This window comes from Sphingopyxis microcysteis, from assembly GCF_012274265.1.
Lineage (GTDB): Bacteria > Pseudomonadota > Alphaproteobacteria > Sphingomonadales > Sphingomonadaceae > Sphingopyxis > Sphingopyxis microcysteis.
In genome coordinates, this window is the sequence record NZ_JAANYY010000002.1 from 1,408,120 (window position 1) to 1,426,527 (window position 18,408).

At 65.0% G+C, this 18,408-nt stretch carries 18 protein-coding genes; 7 read left to right on the plus strand and 11 right to left on the minus strand.

Annotation, left to right across the window (positions count from 1 at the left end; all coding sequences use genetic code 11):
- The first annotated feature begins 151 nt into the window (after window positions 1-151).
- The 4 genes from G9408_RS06730 to G9408_RS06745 all read left to right on the plus strand — a co-directional run bounded on the left by G9408_RS06730 (window position 152) and on the right by G9408_RS06745 (window position 2,941).
- A complete protein-coding gene (locus G9408_RS06730) occupies window positions 152-883 on the plus strand; it encodes a SufD family Fe-S cluster assembly protein (RefSeq protein ID WP_168453208.1) in 732 nt (243 codons plus the stop codon).
- 89 nt (window positions 884-972) lie between these two features.
- On the plus strand, window positions 973-2,118 hold the full coding sequence (locus G9408_RS06735) for an aminotransferase class V-fold PLP-dependent enzyme (protein WP_328804415.1): 1,146 nt from the start codon (window positions 973-975) through the stop codon (window positions 2,116-2,118).
- The gene (locus G9408_RS06740) at window positions 2,115-2,585 is read left to right on the plus strand and encodes an SUF system Fe-S cluster assembly protein (protein ID WP_168453210.1); all 471 of its coding nucleotides are present in this window, start codon (window positions 2,115-2,117) and stop codon (window positions 2,583-2,585) included. Before G9408_RS06735 ends, G9408_RS06740 begins: the two co-directional genes overlap by 4 nt.
- Window positions 2,585-2,941 carry a HesB/IscA family protein gene (locus G9408_RS06745; RefSeq protein WP_210423190.1) on the plus strand — a complete coding sequence of 119 codons (357 nt, stop codon included), beginning with the start codon at window positions 2,585-2,587 and terminating at the stop codon, window positions 2,939-2,941. Before G9408_RS06740 ends, G9408_RS06745 begins: the two co-directional genes overlap by 1 nt.
- Here G9408_RS06745 and G9408_RS06750 read toward each other — a convergent pair whose 3' ends face one another.
- A complete protein-coding gene (locus G9408_RS06750) occupies window positions 2,942-3,658 on the minus strand; it encodes an extensin-like domain-containing protein (protein ID WP_328804396.1) in 717 nt (238 codons plus the stop codon). It abuts the gene before it with no gap.
- A 37-nt stretch (window positions 3,659-3,695) separates the two neighbouring features.
- Window positions 3,696-5,087 carry a cytochrome P450 gene (locus G9408_RS06755; protein ID WP_168453211.1) on the minus strand — a complete coding sequence of 464 codons (1,392 nt, stop codon included), beginning with the start codon at window positions 5,085-5,087 and terminating at the stop codon, window positions 3,696-3,698.
- 172 nt (window positions 5,088-5,259) lie between these two features.
- On the opposite strand from G9408_RS06755, the gene G9408_RS06760 reads away from it, so the two are divergent.
- A complete protein-coding gene (locus G9408_RS06760) occupies window positions 5,260-6,126 on the plus strand; it encodes a hypothetical protein (RefSeq protein WP_168453212.1) in 867 nt (288 codons plus the stop codon).
- Window positions 6,127-6,137: 11 nt separating this feature from the next.
- Here G9408_RS06760 and G9408_RS06765 read toward each other — a convergent pair whose 3' ends face one another.
- The 8 genes from G9408_RS06765 to G9408_RS06800 form a co-directional block, all read right to left on the minus strand.
- Window positions 6,138-7,469, minus strand: coding sequence for a dicarboxylate/amino acid:cation symporter (locus tag G9408_RS06765; protein WP_168453213.1), 1,332 nt, complete (start codon window positions 7,467-7,469; stop codon window positions 6,138-6,140).
- Window positions 7,470-7,516: 47 nt separating this feature from the next.
- Complete coding sequence (locus G9408_RS06770; protein WP_168453214.1) at window positions 7,517-8,869, minus strand: dicarboxylate/amino acid:cation symporter; 1,353 nt, start codon at window positions 8,867-8,869, stop codon at window positions 7,517-7,519.
- Between the two features lie 98 nt (window positions 8,870-8,967).
- A complete protein-coding gene (locus G9408_RS06775) occupies window positions 8,968-10,749 on the minus strand; it encodes an SLC13 family permease (protein ID WP_168453215.1) in 1,782 nt (593 codons plus the stop codon).
- A 10-nt stretch (window positions 10,750-10,759) separates the two neighbouring features.
- The gene (gene aroC / locus G9408_RS06780) at window positions 10,760-11,836 is read right to left on the minus strand and encodes a chorismate synthase (RefSeq protein WP_137869336.1); all 1,077 of its coding nucleotides are present in this window, start codon (window positions 11,834-11,836) and stop codon (window positions 10,760-10,762) included.
- Between the two features lie 4 nt (window positions 11,837-11,840).
- Window positions 11,841-12,362 carry a GNAT family N-acetyltransferase gene (locus tag G9408_RS06785; protein WP_168453216.1) on the minus strand — a complete coding sequence of 174 codons (522 nt, stop codon included), beginning with the start codon at window positions 12,360-12,362 and terminating at the stop codon, window positions 11,841-11,843.
- A 124-nt stretch (window positions 12,363-12,486) separates the two neighbouring features.
- On the minus strand, window positions 12,487-13,314 hold the full coding sequence (gene fabI, locus G9408_RS06790) for an enoyl-ACP reductase FabI (protein WP_168453217.1): 828 nt from the start codon (window positions 13,312-13,314) through the stop codon (window positions 12,487-12,489).
- Complete coding sequence (locus G9408_RS06795) at window positions 13,311-14,387, minus strand: YihY/virulence factor BrkB family protein (protein ID WP_120215696.1); 1,077 nt, start codon at window positions 14,385-14,387, stop codon at window positions 13,311-13,313. The genes fabI and G9408_RS06795 overlap by 4 nt, the downstream gene beginning before the upstream one ends.
- Before the next feature lie 3 nt (window positions 14,388-14,390).
- Window positions 14,391-15,323, minus strand: coding sequence for a DnaJ C-terminal domain-containing protein (locus G9408_RS06800; protein ID WP_168453218.1), 933 nt, complete (start codon window positions 15,321-15,323; stop codon window positions 14,391-14,393).
- A gap of 125 nt (window positions 15,324-15,448) precedes the next feature.
- Here G9408_RS06800 and pdxH point away from each other — a divergent pair, with 125 nt between their 5' ends.
- A complete protein-coding gene (gene pdxH, locus G9408_RS06805) occupies window positions 15,449-16,027 on the plus strand; it encodes a pyridoxamine 5'-phosphate oxidase (RefSeq protein ID WP_235957486.1) in 579 nt (192 codons plus the stop codon).
- Window positions 16,024-16,857 carry a PhzF family phenazine biosynthesis protein gene (locus tag G9408_RS06810; RefSeq protein WP_168453220.1) on the plus strand — a complete coding sequence of 278 codons (834 nt, stop codon included), beginning with the start codon at window positions 16,024-16,026 and terminating at the stop codon, window positions 16,855-16,857. The genes pdxH and G9408_RS06810 overlap by 4 nt, the downstream gene beginning before the upstream one ends.
- Before the next feature lie 391 nt (window positions 16,858-17,248).
- Here G9408_RS06810 and G9408_RS06815 read toward each other — a convergent pair whose 3' ends face one another.
- Window positions 17,249-18,406, minus strand: coding sequence for a serine hydrolase domain-containing protein (locus G9408_RS06815; protein WP_168453221.1), 1,158 nt, complete (start codon window positions 18,404-18,406; stop codon window positions 17,249-17,251).
- Between the last annotated feature and the right edge of the window lie 2 nt (window positions 18,407-18,408).

An 18,408-nucleotide genomic window follows, 5' to 3' on the forward strand; every position in this document is an offset into this window, starting at 1 on the left:
TGCCCGTCTTGATCCTCCCTGTCGCACAGCGATGGGGAAGTGGCAGCGGCGAAGCCGCTGACGGAGGGGCCATGGCGCGACGTCGCGGCCCCTCCACCCCCGCTTCGCGGCGGTCCCCCTCCCCATGCCCTATGGGCACAGGGAGGATCGGATGACGGCCACCACCCACCCCACCCGCCGCGACGAAGCATGGCGCTACGCCGACATCGATGCGGTGACCGCCGCATGGCCGCTGCCCGCGCCCGAGAGCATCGTGGTGCCCGCCGGCGGCGAATTTCGCCGCGCGATCGTGCAGGATGCAGGCGCGATCCATCAGATCGAAATGAGCATCGGCAAGGGCGCGACCGCATCGCTGCACATCCTCAACATCGGCGGCGCCTATGGCCGCATCGAACTGGCGGTGACGCTCCACGAAGGCGCCGACTTCACCCTCGGCGCCGCGCAGATCGGCGGCGGCGAGCAGAATCTCGAGATCGTCACCACCGTCACCCACGCCGAGCCCGGCGCGACGTCGCGGCAAATGGTGCGCTCGGTCCTCAGCGGCACCGCCACCGGCACCTATCTCGGCAAGGTCGCCGTCGCGCGCGATGCGCAGCAGACCGACAGCGAGCAGGATGTGAAGGCGATGCTGCTCGATCGCAGCGCGACCGCCAACGCCAAGCCCGAACTCGAAATCTTCGCCGACGACGTCAAATGCGCGCACGGCTGCGCGATCGGCGAGCTGGATGCGATGGGTCTTTATTATCTTCAGTCGCGCGGGCTGCCGCCCGGCGAAGCGAAGAAGATCCTGTTGCAGGCCTTCGTCGCGGGCGTCTTCGACGGCGCCGAGGATGAAGAGCAATTGCAGGCACTGGCGCTCGCGAAGCTGGGAGAGCTGGTGTGAGCATCGTCTCCTCCCCGTTCGTCCCGAGCGAAGTCGAGGGACGTGAAGTCGGGCACCAACGTGTCTCGACTACGCTCGACACGAACGGGATCCGGGATCAGTTCCCTGGCCTTACCCCCGGCTGGCACTATCTCGACACCGCCGCGACCGCGCAGAAGCCGCAGGCGGTGATCGACGCGACCGTGAACGCGATGGGCCGCGACTATGCGACCGTCCACCGCGGCGTCTATGCGCGCTCGGCCGACATGACGCTGGCCTATGAGGCGGCGCGGCGGCGCATCGCGGGCTTCATCGGCGCAAAGGACGATCAGGTGGCGTTCGTGCGCGGGGCGACCGAGGCGATTAACCTTGTCGCCTACTCGCACCCCAACAAGGGTCGCATACTGCTGTCGATGCTCGAACATCACAGCAATATCGTGCCTTGGCAGCTCGCGGGCTGGCAGGTCGACGTCTGCCCGCTGACCGCCGACGGCTGCATCGACCTCGACGCCGCCGAGAAGCTGCTGACGAGCGAACACACGATGGTCGCCTTTGCGCATGTCTCGAACGTGCTCGGCAGCCCGCTCGACGTCGCGCGCGCGGCAGAGCTGGCGCATCGCGTCGGCGCCGATTTGCTGATCGACGGCTGTCAGGCGGTGCCGCGCCTGCCCGTCGACGTCGCGGCATTGGGCTGCGACTATTACGTGTTTTCGGGGCACAAGCTCTACGGCCCGACGGGCATCGGCGTATTGTGGAGCGACAAACTCGACACGTTCCCGCCCTGGCAGGGCGGTGGATCGATGATCGATCGCGTAACTTTCGCGCAGACCACTTATGCGCCTGCCCCGACGCGGTTCGAGGCTGGCACGCCCGCGATTATCGAGGCAATCGGGCTGGCCGCAGCGGTCGATTATGTCGAAGCGCTGGGCGTTGACGCAATCCACGCGCATGAGGTCGCATTGGTAACGAGGGTGCGCGAACAACTTGCACGCAAGAACAGTATCACCCTCTATGGCCCTGAAAATAGCGCCGGAATCGTGAGCTTCGCGATGGCGGGGGTTCATCCGCACGACATCGGCACTATCTTGGACGAAAGCGGGGTCGCGATCCGCGCCGGGCACCATTGCGCGCAGCCGCTGATGGAGCATCTGGGCGTGTCGGCGACCGCGCGAGCGAGTTTTGGTGTGTACAGCAGTGATGACGATGTGGCGGCGCTGATCGACGGCCTCGCCCGCGTCGAGAGGATTTTCGGATGAGCGAGGACCGGATGATCAAGGTTGAGGAAGTGACCAGCGTCGAGGCGCCGCCGAAGGCGCGCGTCGAAGATGTCGAGACGGCGCCCGAGAAATTGGAGCGCAAGCGCGACTATCTGGAAGGCTTCCTCGCGGCCAAGCCCGCGGCGGTCGATCCGCACGGGGTCGGCGGCGACCTGTACGAGGCCGTCGTCAATGCGCTCAAGGACATTTACGATCCCGAAATCCCGGTGAACATCTACGACCTTGGCCTGATCTATAATGTCGAGATCGACGAAGGCCATGCGGTGGTCACCATGACGCTGACCACCCCGCATTGCCCTGTCGCGGAGTCGATGCCCGCCGAGGTCGAACTGCGCGTCGGCGCGGTGCCCGGCGTCGGCGATGCCGAAGTCAATCTGGTCTGGGATCCGCCCTGGTCGCCCGCGAACATGAGCGACGAAGCGCGGCTTGAGTTGGGAATGCTCTGATGACGGACACGAAAACCCGGACCCGCCCCGCCGCAGTCACGCTGACCGCCAACGCTGAAGCGCGCGTCGCGAAGCTGATGGCCGCGGCCCCGGAGGGTGCGATCGGCGTCAAGCTGTCGACCCCGCGCCGCGGCTGTTCGGGCCTCGCCTATTCGGTCGATTATGTCACCGAAGAGGCGAAGTTCGACGAGAAGATCGAGACCCCGGGCGGCATCTTCTACATCGACGGCGCGTCGGTGCTGTACCTCATCGGCAGCACGATGGACTGGGTCGAGGATGATTTCGCTGCGGGTTTCGTGTTCGAGAATCCGAACGCCAAGGGCGCCTGTGGCTGCGGCGAGAGCTTCACCGTCTGATCAGCGGCAAACCGACCACCCCGCCGTGCGCTTCGCCATGTCGAAGTGAAAATGGTCGGCGTGAGCCGCGTTATAATCAGGCGACAAAACTGTGCTGAACAGGTCGCACGATCCACCGCGAACCTCGTGCAGAAATTCGCGGCGGACGTCTGCATCGTCCCAGTCGTTGATCAACGCGATGCGTGTTCCATCTGCCAGGACGAACGCCGAAATGTCGATCGCATTGGCGGTCGAATGCTGGCTCGGCGCTTGCCCCCCGCGGATAGCACGGCAGTTATAGCTGCCCAGATTTTCCAGCGCGACGACCTTTTGCCCGAAGTGCTTTTGCGCCAGCGGCTGGACGACGTCGCGATTCCACAGCGCCATCGCGACGGTCACGGCGCAGCCGGGCGCGGCATTTGCCGGGCGCATCGTCGGAACAAAGCGATTGCCGGTGAGGACCAGGCGCTGGCTGGCGCGGCAGGTGCCCGTGCCGATCACCGGACGCCGTTCATATCCGGCGCCCGCGCGGTCGAGCGCCGCAAAACAGGCCGCGTCGTCCCGCGCGAGCCCGACCAGCTTACGCTGCGTCGCCCATCCCTGCGGATGCGCGATCTCGAAGCGCGCGGTCGGCATATGTTCGGGATGATCGCGTACCCATTGCATGCCGCGGATCGCGCCGAGCGCGAGCACGACAGCGATGCCGAACCAGATCAGATAGGGACGCGCGCTTTTCACCCCATTTCAATGGGGTGCGACGCCGAACTGTGCAAGCTCAGAGCGGTACGAATGTCACTATCAGCCCGTCCTTGGGTCGCGGGATCGGCAGCACTTGCCATTTCGGCTCGTAACCCGGCGCGACGACGATGCGGTGCGTCGTGATCACATGATGGAAAAAGATCTTCGCCTGCATATACGCAAAGTGCAGCCCCAGGCACATATGCGCACCGCCGCCGAACGGCACCCACGCATATTTGTGCCGCTCGCGCGCAACCTCGGGCGAAAAGCGCATCGGGTCGAATTTCTCTGGCTCGGGCCAATGTTCGGGCATCATGTGGGTGAACGCCGGGCTGACCCCGACCGAGGTTCCGGCAGGGATCATGTAGCCACCATATTCGAAATCCTTGAGCGCGCGGCGCGGGAAGCTCGGTACCGGGGGCACCAGCCGCAGCGCTTCCTTGAACGCCCATTCGGTCATTTCCAGCTCGCCCAGGCTGTTGTGGCCGACGCCCTCGCCCGCGGGCGACACCGCCAGCATTTCCTCGCGCAGCCTGTCCTGCCATTCGGGGTGCTTGGCGAGCATCCACACCATAGAGGTGATCGAACTGGTGATCGTGTCATGCGCCGCCATCATCAGGAAGTTCATATGATCGACGATCGCCTCAGCGCTCATATAGTCGCCATTGTCGTCGCGGGCGCGGCAGATCTGGCTGAAAATATCCTCGCCCGTCCCTTCGCGCCGCTCCGGCACCATGCGCCCGAAATATTCGACCAGATAGGCGCGGCCCTTGGCGCCGCGCCCCATCGCGGTGAACGGCATCGGCACGCGGACGACGCCGATCGACGCCTGCACCATGTCGACAAAGGCCTTGTTCACCTTGTCGGCCTCGGGACCAAAGGGGATGCCGAGAAAGCTGGTCGCCGCCAGGTCGAGCGTCAGTTTCTTGATCGCCGCATAAAATTGGAAAGTCTGACCGCTCCACGACGCGACGCGATCCTTGATGCCCTCGTTCAGCGATTCGGCATAGTGACGCATCGGCTCGGGCTTGAACGCAACCGACAGGATCTTGCGGTCGGCGCGGTGCTTTTCGAAATCCATCAGCATCAACCCGCGCGGGAACAGCAGGTTGAGCACCGGTCCCCAGCCCTGTTCGGACGAAAAAATCTTGTCGCGGTCGAACATGACCAGTTCGTTCGCTTCGGGACCATGCAGCGCGACGCTGCGCCCGCCAAAGCTGTTGTTGCGATAGACGCGGCCATATTTGGCGACCATCCGCTTGGTAAAGCTGCGATAGTCGCTGAGCTGTTCCAGCGTGTTCCCGATCACCGGATACCCATCTTCGCCAGGAATATGATCGAGCGCCTGATCGGGGTTGCGCGGCAGCCAATGCTGCGTTTCGGGGCCAAAACGGGCTTCGGGCCATGTGATCTTGGTCGGCGCGTTCATCGGGTCCATCCTCTGTGGTGCTGCTTTATCGCCGAGCGTATCGCACTACTGACATCGATGCAAGTAACGCGATTTACCCGCTGCGCCACTATTCACCGCAAATTCAACTCGACTCATGCAGCTTCGCCGCCAACATGACCGGTCCGCCCGGACCCGACAAAGGATTGGCTCGATGCCCCTGACCTACAAACGCCCCCTCTCCCTCGCGCTCGGCGCGCTCGCCACGACGACGCTCGGCGGTTGCTATTATGGCGACGTCTATGGCGCGAGCTATGCGTCGGGCGGCGATTGCGCGGCGCGCTATGGCAGCGCCTATTATGATTATGACGGCTATGCCTATGACGACGGCTATGGATATGATTGTTACGACGCGTCCGATTATGGCAGCGGCTTCGTCAACATTGGCTTCGGCGGCGGCTGGTACGACGATTATTATTATCCCGGCTATGGGATGTGGATGTTCGACAATTACAGCAACCGCTATCCGCTGCGCGACCATTATCTGAACTATTGGGGCGGCCGCCGCGCGTGGTGGAAACATCATGGCAGCCGCGGTCACGGCCAGCCGGGACGCCCCGGTGGCTGGCACCGCAGTGACGGCGATGGGCGGCCGGGCGATGGTCGACCGGGTCGTCCCGGCGGCTGGAATCGCGGCGATCGCGACGGTGACGGCCCGCGCGGCACGCGGCCGGGTCGCGGGCGCGGCGACGGTGCAACCGGCACGCCGCCCGTGACGACCACTCCCGCACGCCCCGGCCGCCCCGATTGGGGGACCGCTCGCCCGCGCCCCGCGCCGCAAGTCGACGGCAGCACCGGACAGCCGCGCCCCGTCCGCAACAGGCCGGAGCGCGCGCCCGGCGAGGCGGTTTCGCCTCCACGTCGCGGGACATCGTCATCCGCGATGCCCGATCGCCCCCCGCGCGCCGAGCGTCCGGCACCGACATTCCGCCCGCCACCGGCCGCAGCGCAGGCGCCGCGCGCCGACCCGCCAGCCACGGTCAGCCGGGTCGACGCCGAAAACGCCGTTCGTCCGGATTAGGATTCAGGCCATCAGACGGTGGCGTCTTGCGCCACCGCCTCATCGTCTTTCACCCCTGCCGACACCACAGTCGCGGCGACCAGATCGCCGATGACATTCAGCGTCGTGCGGCACATGTCGAGGAAGCGATCGACCCCCAGGATCAGCCCGATGCCTTCGGGCGGGATGCCGACCGAGGCCAGGATCAGCGCGATCACCGGCAGCGACCCGGCGGGCACCCCTGCGGTGCCGATGCCGCCCAATATGCAGATCAGCATCACGAAAATCTGCTGCGTCAGCGTCAGCTCGATGCCGAAAAATTGTGCGAGGAAGATCACGGTCACCCCCTCGAACATCGCGGTGCCGTTCTGGTTCGCGGTTGCGCCGATCGTCAGGACAAAGCGCGCCACCTTGTCGGGCAGGTGCAGCCGGTCGTGCGCCACGCGCAGCGCGGTCGGCAGGGTGGCGTTCGACGACGCGGTGGCAAAGGCCATGACAAAGGCCTCCTGCGTCTCGCGAAAAAAGGCGATCGGCGACTTTTTGGCCAGCGTCTTCAAAATGACCGGGAACACGATGAACATCTGAAGCGCGAGCGCGAGCAGCACGACCCCGACAAAGGCCGACAGGCGGATGATCAGATCCCATCCGAACTGCGACGCCAGGTTGAACATGAAACAGAAAATCGCGATCGGCGCGAGCTGGATCACGAGCCCGATCAGTTTCATCGCAACCGCGAACACCCCCTCGACCACCGATTTCAGCGCCGCCGTCTGGGGTGTTTGCACCAGCATCAGCCCGATGCCGAAAAATAGCGCAAAGAACATCACCGCAAGCACGTCGTTGGCGCCCATCGCGGCGACGAAATTGTCGGGGACGATCGCAACCACCGCGTCCATCCCGGTCTTCGCTTCCCCGGCGCGATCGGCGATCGCCTTCGCGCCCTCGGCCCCCTCGGCGATCAGGCTGCGCGCCAGCGACGGATCGACCCCCGCCCCCGGCTGGAGCCGGTTGACGACGATCAGGCTGACCACGACCGAAATCGCCGCAACGACAACGGTATAGATCAGGGTGCGCGTGCCGATCGATTTCAGCGCGCGCATCTCGCCCATGTCGGCGACGCCGACGATCAGCGCCGATACCAGCAGCGGAATGACGAGCATGAACAGCAGGCGCAGGAATATCTGGCCCAGCGGCCCGGTGACATAGGTGGTCACCGCCGCAACCCAGGGGGCGTCGGGCGCGCCATAATGAACCGCCAGCCCGATAATCAGCCCGGCGAGAAAGCCCAGCAGCATGCGCCATCGCAGCCGCCGTGCACGCAAAGCGTCCCGGTCTGCTTCGTCAATCGCGGCGGCCTCGGCCATGGCTCAGCTCCTTGCTCGCCCCCATGGGGACGGCGCGAAGCTGCGGTTTATGCCTTGTCGACCGCTGGCTTGTTGGCGCCGTCCTCTATGTCATCACGAAGATCGAGCCCGCGGGTTCCATGGTGCGGCGTATGCGCCGGCGCATGCGGTCGTTCCATGTCGGCGGGTTCGGGCACTTCCAGCATCCCTTCCCACTTGGTGATGACGCTGGTCGCCACCGCATTGCCGACGACATTGGTCGCGGTGCGGCCCATGTCGAGGAACTGGTCGATCGCCAGGATGATCGCCACGCCTTCGACGGGCAAGCCGAACTGCGCCAACGTCCCCGTGATCACGACCAGGCTGGCGCGCGGCACCGCGGCGATGCCCTTTGAACTGATCATCAGCGTCAGCAGGATCAGGACCTGGGTCGTGATCGACAGGTCGATGCCATAGGCCTGCGCGATAAAGATCGTCGCAAAGCTCATGTACATCATCGAACCATCGAGGTTGAAGCTGTACCCCAGCGGCAGCATGAAGCCCGAGATGCGGCGCGGCACGCCGAAGCGGTCGAGCTGTTCGAACATCTTGGGCAGCGCGGCTTCCGACGAGGCGGTCGAAAAGGCGATGAGCAACGGTTCGCGAATATAGCGAATGAGCATCCAGATGCGCTGACGCAGGAAGGCCCAGCCCAATGCGAGCAGAATGATCCAGAGCAGCACCAGCGAGATGTAGAATTCGATGAGCAGCTCGAAATAGGTCGCGAGGATGCCAAGGCCGCTTTTTGCAACGACATTGGCAATCGCCCCGAACACCGCAAACGGCGCAAAGCGCATCACATAGCCGGTGATCTGGAGCATCATTTCGGCGAGTGCGTCGGCGCCGCGCACGAGCGCCGACCCCTTTTCGCCGATCGCCGACAAGGCAACGCCGGCAAAGATCGAAAAGACCAGGATTTGCAGGATATTGTTGGTCGCCAGCGCTTCCAGCGCATTTTTGGGAAAGATCGACAGGGTGAATTCCCACGCGTCGAGTTTCTTCACCTCGCCCACCATTTTGGCGGCCTCGGCCGCGTCGGGGATCGGCGCGCCGATGCCCGGCTGGAACAGATTGACCATCAACAGGCCGAGCGCGATCGAGATGAAGCTGGCGGTGATGAACCAGATGATCGCGCGCGTTCCGATGCGGCCGAGCGCGGTGCTGTCGCCCATGTTCGCGATGCCGACGACGATCGTCGACAGCACCAGCGGCGCAACGAGCAGCTTGATGAGGTTGAGGAAGATGTCGGATAACAGCTTGAACGTCTTGGTCAGATATTCGAACCACGGATGGTCCGCGGGCAGGCCGACGTGAACCGCATATCCCGCGATCACGCCGAGCGCCATGCCCGCCAATATATACCAAGTCAGCTTGCGGTCCATGCGGCCGTCCCCCTTGAATTTCTTAATGAGTGGCGCGCTTTTGCGGACCCGTTCTGCGCACCCTTTGAGCCGCCACAGCGCGCAGCGTCAAGGGCGCGTCATGTCATGAAAAAGACGATCGCGAAACAGGTCGAAACGCCGGTGATGATATTGAGCGGTACGCCGATCTTGACGAAATCGACAAAGCGATAATCGCCCGCGGCATAGACGATCGTGTTGGTCTGATAGCCGATCGGGGTCGCGAAACAGGCCGACGCGCCGATCATCAGCGCGATGACCAGCGGGCGCGGATCGACCCCGAGTTCGGCCGCGATCGCCAGCGTGACCGGCGTCATCAGCGCCGCAACGGCATTGTTGCTCAGCAGTTCGGAGAGGATCAACGCAAAGAAATAGATGCCAAAGACGAGCACCCACGGCGGCGCATCGGCGAGCGACGGCTTGACCCAGCCGACCATCATTGCGACCGCGCCGCTGTTTTCCAGCGCAAGCCCGACGGCCAGCATCGCAAAGATCAGGATTAACACGTCGCCGTCGATCGTCCCCCATGCCTCTTCGCTGTCGATGCAACGCGTGATCAGGATCACGCCGATCGCGATGATCGCCGCGACTCCGATCGTCAGCACATTCAATGCCGCGAGCGTGACGACCCCCAGCATGCAGAGGATCGCAATCCACGCCTTGCCGCGCCGAAACGCCCGCACTTTCGCAAGGTCAGCGCCGATCAGGTGCGGATTGTCGCGCAGCGCCTCGACCTCGCGCGCGCCGCCCGCGACCAGCAGGCGATCGGCGGGGCGGATGCGGACGCTGGCAAGATCAGGGCCGGGCTGGTGCGCCGGGCGGTCGAGGCCGATGATACGCGCGCGAATCTTTTGCAGAAAGGGAATGTCGATCAGCCGCTGCCCGATCGCCGGATGGTTCGATGCGACCATCGTTTCGACGACCATGTCGCCCTCCGCCGGATCGCCGCTGCCGATCCCCAGCTGGAATCGCCCTTGCTCGCGCCAGGTCATCAGCGTCGCGCCATCGACGCGAACGATCAGGCGATCACCCGCGGCCAGAATCCAGTTTTCCAAATCGCCGCCGTGCACGACCGCCGACGCACGGCGAATCCCGACGATCCGGCCCGAACGGGGCAGGTCGCGGAACGCCTCGATCGTCATTCCGACCAGATCGTCATCGTCTTTCAGCACCAGTTCGGTCAGATATTGGTGCGCGTCATGCGTCCCCGCCGGACCGCGGACCGGCTTGTCCGACGGCAGCAGCCACCACATCAGCGCCAGACCGATCATCCCCGACGCCGCGGTGACGAGGCCGATAGGGGTGATCTCGAAAATGCCGAAGCGCTCCATCCCTGCGTCGCGCACGATGCCGTCGACGACCAGATTGGTCGAGGTGCCGATCAACGTCAGCGTACCGCCCAGCACCGCCGCGATCGACAGCGGCATCAACAGCTTCTTCGCGCTTACCCCGGTGACTTCGGCGAGCTTCATCATGATCGGCAGCAGCACGACGACGACCGGCGTATTGTTGAGAAACGCCGACGCGAGCAGCGCGCCCACCAGCACTTCGACGATCGCGAGCCGCGGGTTCTTTTCCGCCCGCTTCATGATAGCGTCGGCGACGCGCTGGATGACCCCGGTGCGGATCAGCGCCCCCGACAGCACGAACATCGCGCCGATGACGATCGGCGCCGAGTTCGAAAACACCGAATACATCGCATCGGAATCGAGAATGCCCAGCGCCAGATAGATGCAGGCGCCGACGACCGCGATGACCGTGGCGGGCAGCCGTTCCAGCATGAAGCCGACAAAAATACCGGCCAGAATGACCAGCGATATGACCGCCTGATGCGCTTCGATAAAAGCCCGGATCGCTTCCATTACCGTTGCGTCAACCGCATTGCGCGCGGTGGAGCAATTTGTGATCGGCCAGCACCAGCGCCATCATCGCCTCGACCACCGGCGCGCCGCGAATGCCGACGCAGGGGTCATGGCGTCCCTTGGTGACGATGTCGGCGGCCTCGCCCGCCTTGTTGATCGTCGGCACCGGGGTCAGGATAGAACTGGTCGGCTTGAACGCCACGCGGACGACGACCGGCTGCCCGGTCGAAATGCCCCCCGCGATGCCCCCCGCATTGTTCGACAGGAAGTCCGGGCGGTTGCTGCCGTCGGTGGCGGGGCGCATCGGATCGGCATTTTCTTCCCCGCGGAGCCGCGCCGCATGGAACCCCGCGCCGATCTCCACGCCCTTGACCGCGTTGATCCCCATCATCGCCGCGGCGAGATCGCTGTCGAGCTTCGCATAGACCGGCGCGCCCCATCCCGCGGGAACCCCGCTTGCCGCACATTCGATCACCGCACCCAGCGAGCTCCCCGCCTTGCGTGCCGCGTCCATCAACCCTTCCCAGCGCTGTGCCGCGGCTGGATCGGGACAGAAAAAGGGATTGCGATCAATCTCTTCGAGGTCAAAGTTCGCGGGATCAATCGCATCGCCGCCGATTTCGGCGACCCAGGCATGGATCTGTACCTCCGGAATCACCAGCCGCGCGACGCCGCCCGCCGCAACCCGCGCCGCGGTCTCGCGCGCGCTCGACCGGCCGCCGCCGCGATAATCGCGGATGCCATATTTGGCGTCATAGGCATAATCGGCATGGCCGGGGCGATAGGCCTGCGCGATCTCGCCATAATCCTTCGACCTTTGGTCGACATTCTCGATCATCAGGCTGATCGGCGTGCCCGTGGTTTTGCCCTCGAACACCCCCGAAAGGATTCGCACCTGATCGGGCTCCTGCCGCTGCGTCGTGTGGCGCGACTGGCCCGGACGACGCTTGTCCAGGAACGGCTGGATGTCGGCTTCGGACAGCGACAGCCGTGGCGGGCAGCCGTCGACGACCGCGCCGAGCGCGGGGCCATGGCTCTCCCCCCAAGTGGTGAAGCGAAGAACGCGTCCGAAGCTGTTGAAACTCATGCCTCTATCCCATCCGGCCGAATGCGGGCGCATAGTCCGCCCGACCGCCTAGCGGCCAAGGCGCCGCCGAGTCCAGCATCATCGCCATGAAATGCGGCCCGGCAAAGGGCGACTTAAAGCGCGCCGCAAGGTCGGGCGAATAGCCGAAGCGCGGATAATAGCCTTCGTGCCCCAGCACGAAGCTGATCGCACAGCCCTGCGCGCCGAGCAATTTGATCCCGGCGCGGATCAGCGCCCCGCCGATGCCCTGCCCTTGGCAGTCGGGCGCGACCGACACCGGCGCGAGCCCGGCGCCCGCCATCGCGGTGCCGTCGGCCTCGACATCCATGCGGCTGAACAGCAGGTGCCCGACGATTTCGTCGCCCTGCTCGGCGACGAGCGACACCATGGCGTCACCGTCGGCGTCGATCATCCGCACCAGCTCTGCCTCGCCCTGATGGCCGAATTCGGTCCCGGCAAAGGCGGCGCGGATAACGGCATCGATGGCGTCGTTGTCTTTGTGCGTCGAGGTTCGAATTGATAGCATGAGTTAAAAAGCCGCGTGCCCCCGCGAAGGCGGGGGCCCATCTCCCGCCGGTGCAAGTTTGAACCCGTCGGTGATGGATCCCCGCCTTCGCGGGGAAACGAAGATGCTTTCGTAACCGCGCCCGCTACACAAGCGCGATGTCCGGCGCGTCTTCCTGTTTCATGCCAACGGTGTGGTACCCCGCATCGACATGATGCGTTTCGCCGGTGACCCCCGACGACAGGTCGCTGAGCAGGTAGAGCGCCGAGCCGCCGACATCGTCGATCGTCACGTTACGGCGCAGCGGCGCATTATGCTCGTTCCACTTCAGGATCAGGCGGAAATCGCCGATACCCGACGCGGCGAGCGTCTTGATCGGTCCCGCCGAGATCGCGTTCACGCGCACGCCCTGCGGGCCATAATCATTGGCGAGATATTTGACGCTGGTTTCCAGCGCCGATTTCGCAACGCCCATGACGTTGTAGTGCGGGATCACCTTTTCGGCGCCATAATAGCTCAAGGTCAGCAGCGAGCCGCCGCCCTTGCCCGTCTCGGGGTCGAACGGCGTCATCATCGCCGCGGCGCGCTTCGCCACCGCGGTAAAGCTGTACACGCTGATGTTCATCGTCATCAGGAAATCGTCGAGCGTCACATCGGCATAAGCCCCACGCAGCGCTTCCTTGTTGGTATAGCCGATCGCGTGGACGACGAAGTCGATCGTCGGCCAGCGCGCCGACAGCGCACCAAAGGCGGCGTCGAGATTGTCCATGTCTGACACGTCGCAATCGATCAGGAAATCGCAGCCGAGCTCGTCGGCGAGCGGCTTCACCCGCTTCAGCATCACATCGCCCTGGTACGAGATCGCCAGCTCGGCGCCCTGCGCGTGCAGCGCCTTGGCAATGCCCCAGGCGAGCGACTTGTCGTTCGCAAGCCCCATGATCAACCCGCGCTTGCCCGTCATCAGACCCGTCATTTTGTGTCTCCGGCCTTTTCAATAATCACATCGTCGACGCGCCCAATAGCGTCATGGCCCAAATCCTCAACCTCGACGAGCGCGGCGTTGAGTTCGGCGCCCATCACCATACCCAATCCGACGAGATAGAAAAAGAACAGTGCGACCATCACCCCCGCAAGGCTGCCATAGGTCGCGTCATAGCTGAGCAGGCTGGCGAGCAGGGGCGGCAGCGCGAGCGTCACGCCGATCCACCACAGCGTCGTGAACAGCGCCCCCGGCCATTTCGGAAACTGCCGCGTGCGGTATTTCGATGGCGTCAGGCTGTAGAACAGCATGTAGATCGCAAGGAACAGGCCAAGCCCGGACACCGTGCGCGAGATCGCGACGACGCCGACCGACTGATATTGCTCGGGCAGCACGCGGGTGACGAATTGTTCGACCCCGACGATCAGCACCTGCATGCTGAACGACAGCAGCATCAGCACCACGGCGCCGGTGATGATGCCGATCGACAGCAGGCGATAATGGAAAAAGCCCTTGCTGAAATGCGTGCCATAGGCGCGGCGCAATATGTCGCGCACCGTTTCGATCAGGCTGCCCACGGTCCACAGCGCAACGAGCGCGCCGAGCCACAGGAAAATGCCGGTGCGTGCGCTCATCACTTCGCGGATCGGCCCCGCCAGCGCCTTGGCGACCGATGGCGGCATCGTCGAGAATACCGCCTCGATCGCCGCTTCGCCCCCGACGCTGCCACCGATCAGCGAAAAGGCGGCGGCGAGCAGGATGAAGAAGGGAAAGAGCGCGATCAGCGCCAGATAGGCAAGGTTGCCGGCGTGGATGAAGCCGTCGGTATAGGTGCCGACGACGACGCGGCGGACGATATGAAACACCCGCGTCCCCGGCCCCAGCCGTTCGCGGCCGCGATCGATGATCCCTTGGGCGCGCGCGCGCAGCTTGATCCGCTTCTCACGCTCGGCGCGCGCTTCGGGCGAATGCGGCGAATGACCTTCGGCCAGAAATTCCTTGCCGACCTCTTCGGCGACCTGTTTGGCGAGGGCATCCGCCGCCTTCTGGTCGGTCGCCTCAGTCACGCATCACACACCCAGATCGGCCCGCACGGCGCGCGGATCGGTCCAGTCGCCGAGCAAGGCCGACAGCTCGGCGGGATCGGCGGGCAGATCGACCATCAGGCGAACGAGCTGATCGCCGCGGCCACCGCCCTTCTGGCTGAACCCCTTGCCCTTCAGTCGCATGACCTTGCCCGACGTCGACCCCGCCGGGATCGACAGCATGACCGGGCCGTCGACCGTCGGCACCTTGACCTTGGCGCCCTTCACCGCCTCGTCCAGCGTCACCGGGAGGTCGAGCCGGATATTGGCGCCCTCGCGCACGAAGAACGGATGATCCTTCACCGTGATCGTCACAATCCCGTCACCAGTGCCACCCGGCCCCGCCTGCCCCTTGCCGGCCAGACGCATCTGGGTGCCGGTCTCGACCCCGGCGGGCAGTTTCAGGTCGATCGTACCGCCGTCGGCCAGCGTGATGCGCTGCGGCGCCTGCGTCGCGGCGTCCACGAACGACACCGACAGGCGATAGGCGACATTGGCGCCCTTTTGCGGCGGCGCGCTGCGCCCGCCAAAGCCGCCGAAGCCGCCGCCCGCCGCGCCGCCGCCGCGCCCGAACAGGCCTTCGAATATGTCGCCAAAATCGGCGCCCTCATTGCCGAAGCCGCCGAATCCGCCCTGCCCGCCGCGCGGGTCGCCGCGGAAACCGCCGCCGCCACCATAGCCAAACGGCATCGCGGGATTGCCGTCGCCATCGATCTCGCCGCGGTCGAACTGCGCGCGCTTGGTCTTGTCGGACAATATGTCATATGCCCGCGTGACCTCGGAAAATCGCTCCGACGCCTTCGGATTGTCCTTGTTCTTGTCGGGGTGCAATTCCTTGGCGAGCTTGCGATAGGCCGATTTGACCTCAGCTTCGCTCGCGCCCTTTGCGACGCCCAGGGTGGAATAGGGATCTGCCATATTGTTCCTGTAGCCCGATAAGTGATTGGCCGGGAAGGCCCGATTGCGCGTCGATGTGGGAATGTGTCGCAAAGCGGTCAAGTTCCGGCTTTCGCGATATCGCGCACCGCCTTATGACAGCGCGCATGGCCGACGATCCCTTTGCCCTGTTCGACACATGGTTCGCCGAAGCGCGAGCGAGCGAGCCCAATGACGCCAATGCGATGGCGCTCGCGACGACGACCGCCGACGGGCACCCGTCGCTGCGGATGGTGCTGCTCAAAGGTCATGAGCCGGATGGGTTTATCTTTTACACCAATCTCGACAGCCGCAAGGGCGGCGAATTGGCCGCCAATCCGCATGTTGCCCTGCTCTTTCACTGGAAATCGCTGCGGCGTCAGATTCGGATCGAAGGTCCGGTGACGCCGGTCGATGACGCCACCGCCGATGCCTATTTCGCGACGCGCAGCCGCGACAGCCAGCTCGGCGCCTGGGCGAGCGACCAGTCGCGCCCGCTGGCTGATCGCGCCACGTTCGAGGCGCGCTTTGCCGATATGCAGGCGCGCTTCGAAGGACGGGATGTACCGCGCCCGCCGCGCTGGTCGGGGTGGCGGGTGACCCCTGCCGCGATCGAATTCTGGCAGGATCGCGCGCACCGGCTGCACGAACGCACGGTATACACCCGCACCGGCAATGACTGGTCGAGCGGGATGCTCTATCCATGAGCGCGGCGCGCCGCCTGCCGATCAGCCAGGTCGATGCCTTTGCCAGCCGACCCTTTACCGGCAATCCTGCCGCCGTGATGCCGCTTGAGGAGTGGCTGGGCGACGGCGTGCTGCAAGCGATCGCCGCCGAAAACAATCTTGCCGAAACCGCCTTCCTCGTTCCCGACGAGAGCGGCGAGGCCGATTATGAGCTGCGCTGGTTCACCCCGACGGTCGAGGTCGCCCTGTGCGGCCATGCGACGCTGGCCAGCGGCCATGTGCTGCTGTCGGCGGCACCATGGCGGCAGGAGATGCGCTTTCGCACCCGTAAGGCGGGCATTTTGCAGGTATCTCGCGTCGCTGGCGACGGGGACGACGACGAAGGCTATCGCATGGCGCTGCCCGCTTACCCCCCGGCGCCAAAGGCGATGCCCGACATCGTCCGCGCGCTGGGCGGCGATCCCGTCGAGACGCAGTGGCACCCCGGCGGCTATGCGATCATCGCCTATCGCGATGCGGCGAGTGTCCGTGCACTAGCCCCCGACTTCCGCGCGCTCAAGGAAGGCGTCGATGTGCTTTACATCGCGACTGCGCCCGGCGACGGTGACCCGTCGGGCGCCGACGTCGTCAGCCGCGCCTTCGCCCCCGGTGCCGGGATCGACGAAGATCCGGTCACCGGCTCGGCGCACAGCGTCCTCACCCCCTATTGGGCAGCGCGCCTGGGCCGCGACCGTTTTGCCGCCTATCAGGCCAGCGCGCGCGGCGGCCACGTCGGCTGCCGCCTCGACGGCGACATGGTCGAACTGACCGGTCGCTGTGTCACGACGCTGGTGGGCGATTTCCTGCTGTAAGGGAAACGGCGTGTCGGCTTGCGACCGGAAGTGGACATTTCTTCTCCCCTCCCGCAGGCGGGAGGGGTCGGGGGTGGGCAGCGACGGTGAGATAGCCCACCCCGCTGCGACTAACGAACAAGTTCGTAAGTCTCGCTGCCCCTCCCGCCTGCGGGACGGGAAATCAGTTCACGATGGGAACGTCCGCTCCCCACCCCAAAAGCCGCCATCCGCGGCAAATAACGCTTTCCTACATTATCCGGCTGTGCCAGCCTTCTTCCCGGCTCGTTGATGCGGTGGATCAAGCGGTCGCCGCCGGGCTTGCGCAACCGGCGCCTCCCAGCGTGCAAATCGGCAGCGCATAAGGCTGAACTTTACTGAACTTTGAACGAAGGGCGCGCCCCTTCGCCGCTCACAGCGCCGCCGTCAGATCCGCGAGGTGGCGCCGCAGCGCCGGAAACTGGTCGCCCTTTGTCACGCCCAGCCGGACGATCGTCACCCGCTGCGACGGCGACACGATGATATATTGCCCCTGATGGCCGATGCACGCGAACAGGTCGTTCGGGCCGCGGTCCGGCCACAACGCCGGCTGCGCTCCCACCGGGCGGGCGCGATTGAGCCAGATATGCCCGCCATAGCCGCGATCATTGGGCGACGGGCTGAGCATGAAATTCATCCAGCTTTCGGGCAGCAACCGCTGGCCGTTGACGACGCCATGATTGCGCAGGAATTCGCCGAACTTCGCATAATCGCGCGCCGTCGCGTGCATGATCGACCCGCCGATCATCGTGCCGTTCGCGTCGAACTCGGGCGTCAGGCTGGTCATACCCAGCGGTTCGACGAGGCGGCCCGCGATGAATTCGCGCATCGCATCGCGCCGCGCCGCCGGACTTTGCGACGGGGTCAGCGTGTCGGCCAAAATGTCCGACAGGATGACGCTGGTCGCCGAGCTATAGTTGAAAATCTCACCCGGCTGCGCCGCCGCGGGCTTCGCTTCGGCAAATCCCGCCATGTCGGGGGCGCCGCCGCCGAACAGCATATCGACGGTATCGCCCTGCCAGATCGGATCCCCATTTTCGACATGCTCGAGCCCCGCCGACATGTGGAGCAAGTGCTTGAGCGTAATCGCGCCGCGCGGATCGCCGCTGCGCTGCCACGCCGCGACCGGCGCCGGACCGTCGAGCGCCAACTGGCCGTCCGCGACCAGAAAGCCGATGAGCACCGCGGTGATGCTTTTCGCCATCGACCAGCTGATCAGCTTGGTTTCGGGGCCGAAACCCGCGGCATAGCGTTCATAGATCAGCTCGCCGTCGCGCAGCACGATCAGCGCGCGCGTCTCACCGACGTCGTCGCCATTGACGAACAGCGCATCGGCGCGCGCCTTGATCGCTGCGGGGAGCACCGGCAGCGGTTGCAGCGTGTCGGTTGCCGCCACCCCATCGAGCGAGGCGCCGAATTTCGGCGCGGGCGATGCGGGCGCCATATTGCCCTGCCCCGCCGCCTGCACCAGCGACAAGGCGCCGAGCATCGCGAGAGCGGCACTTGCCAGCAGCCGTTTTTTCGTGATCATGG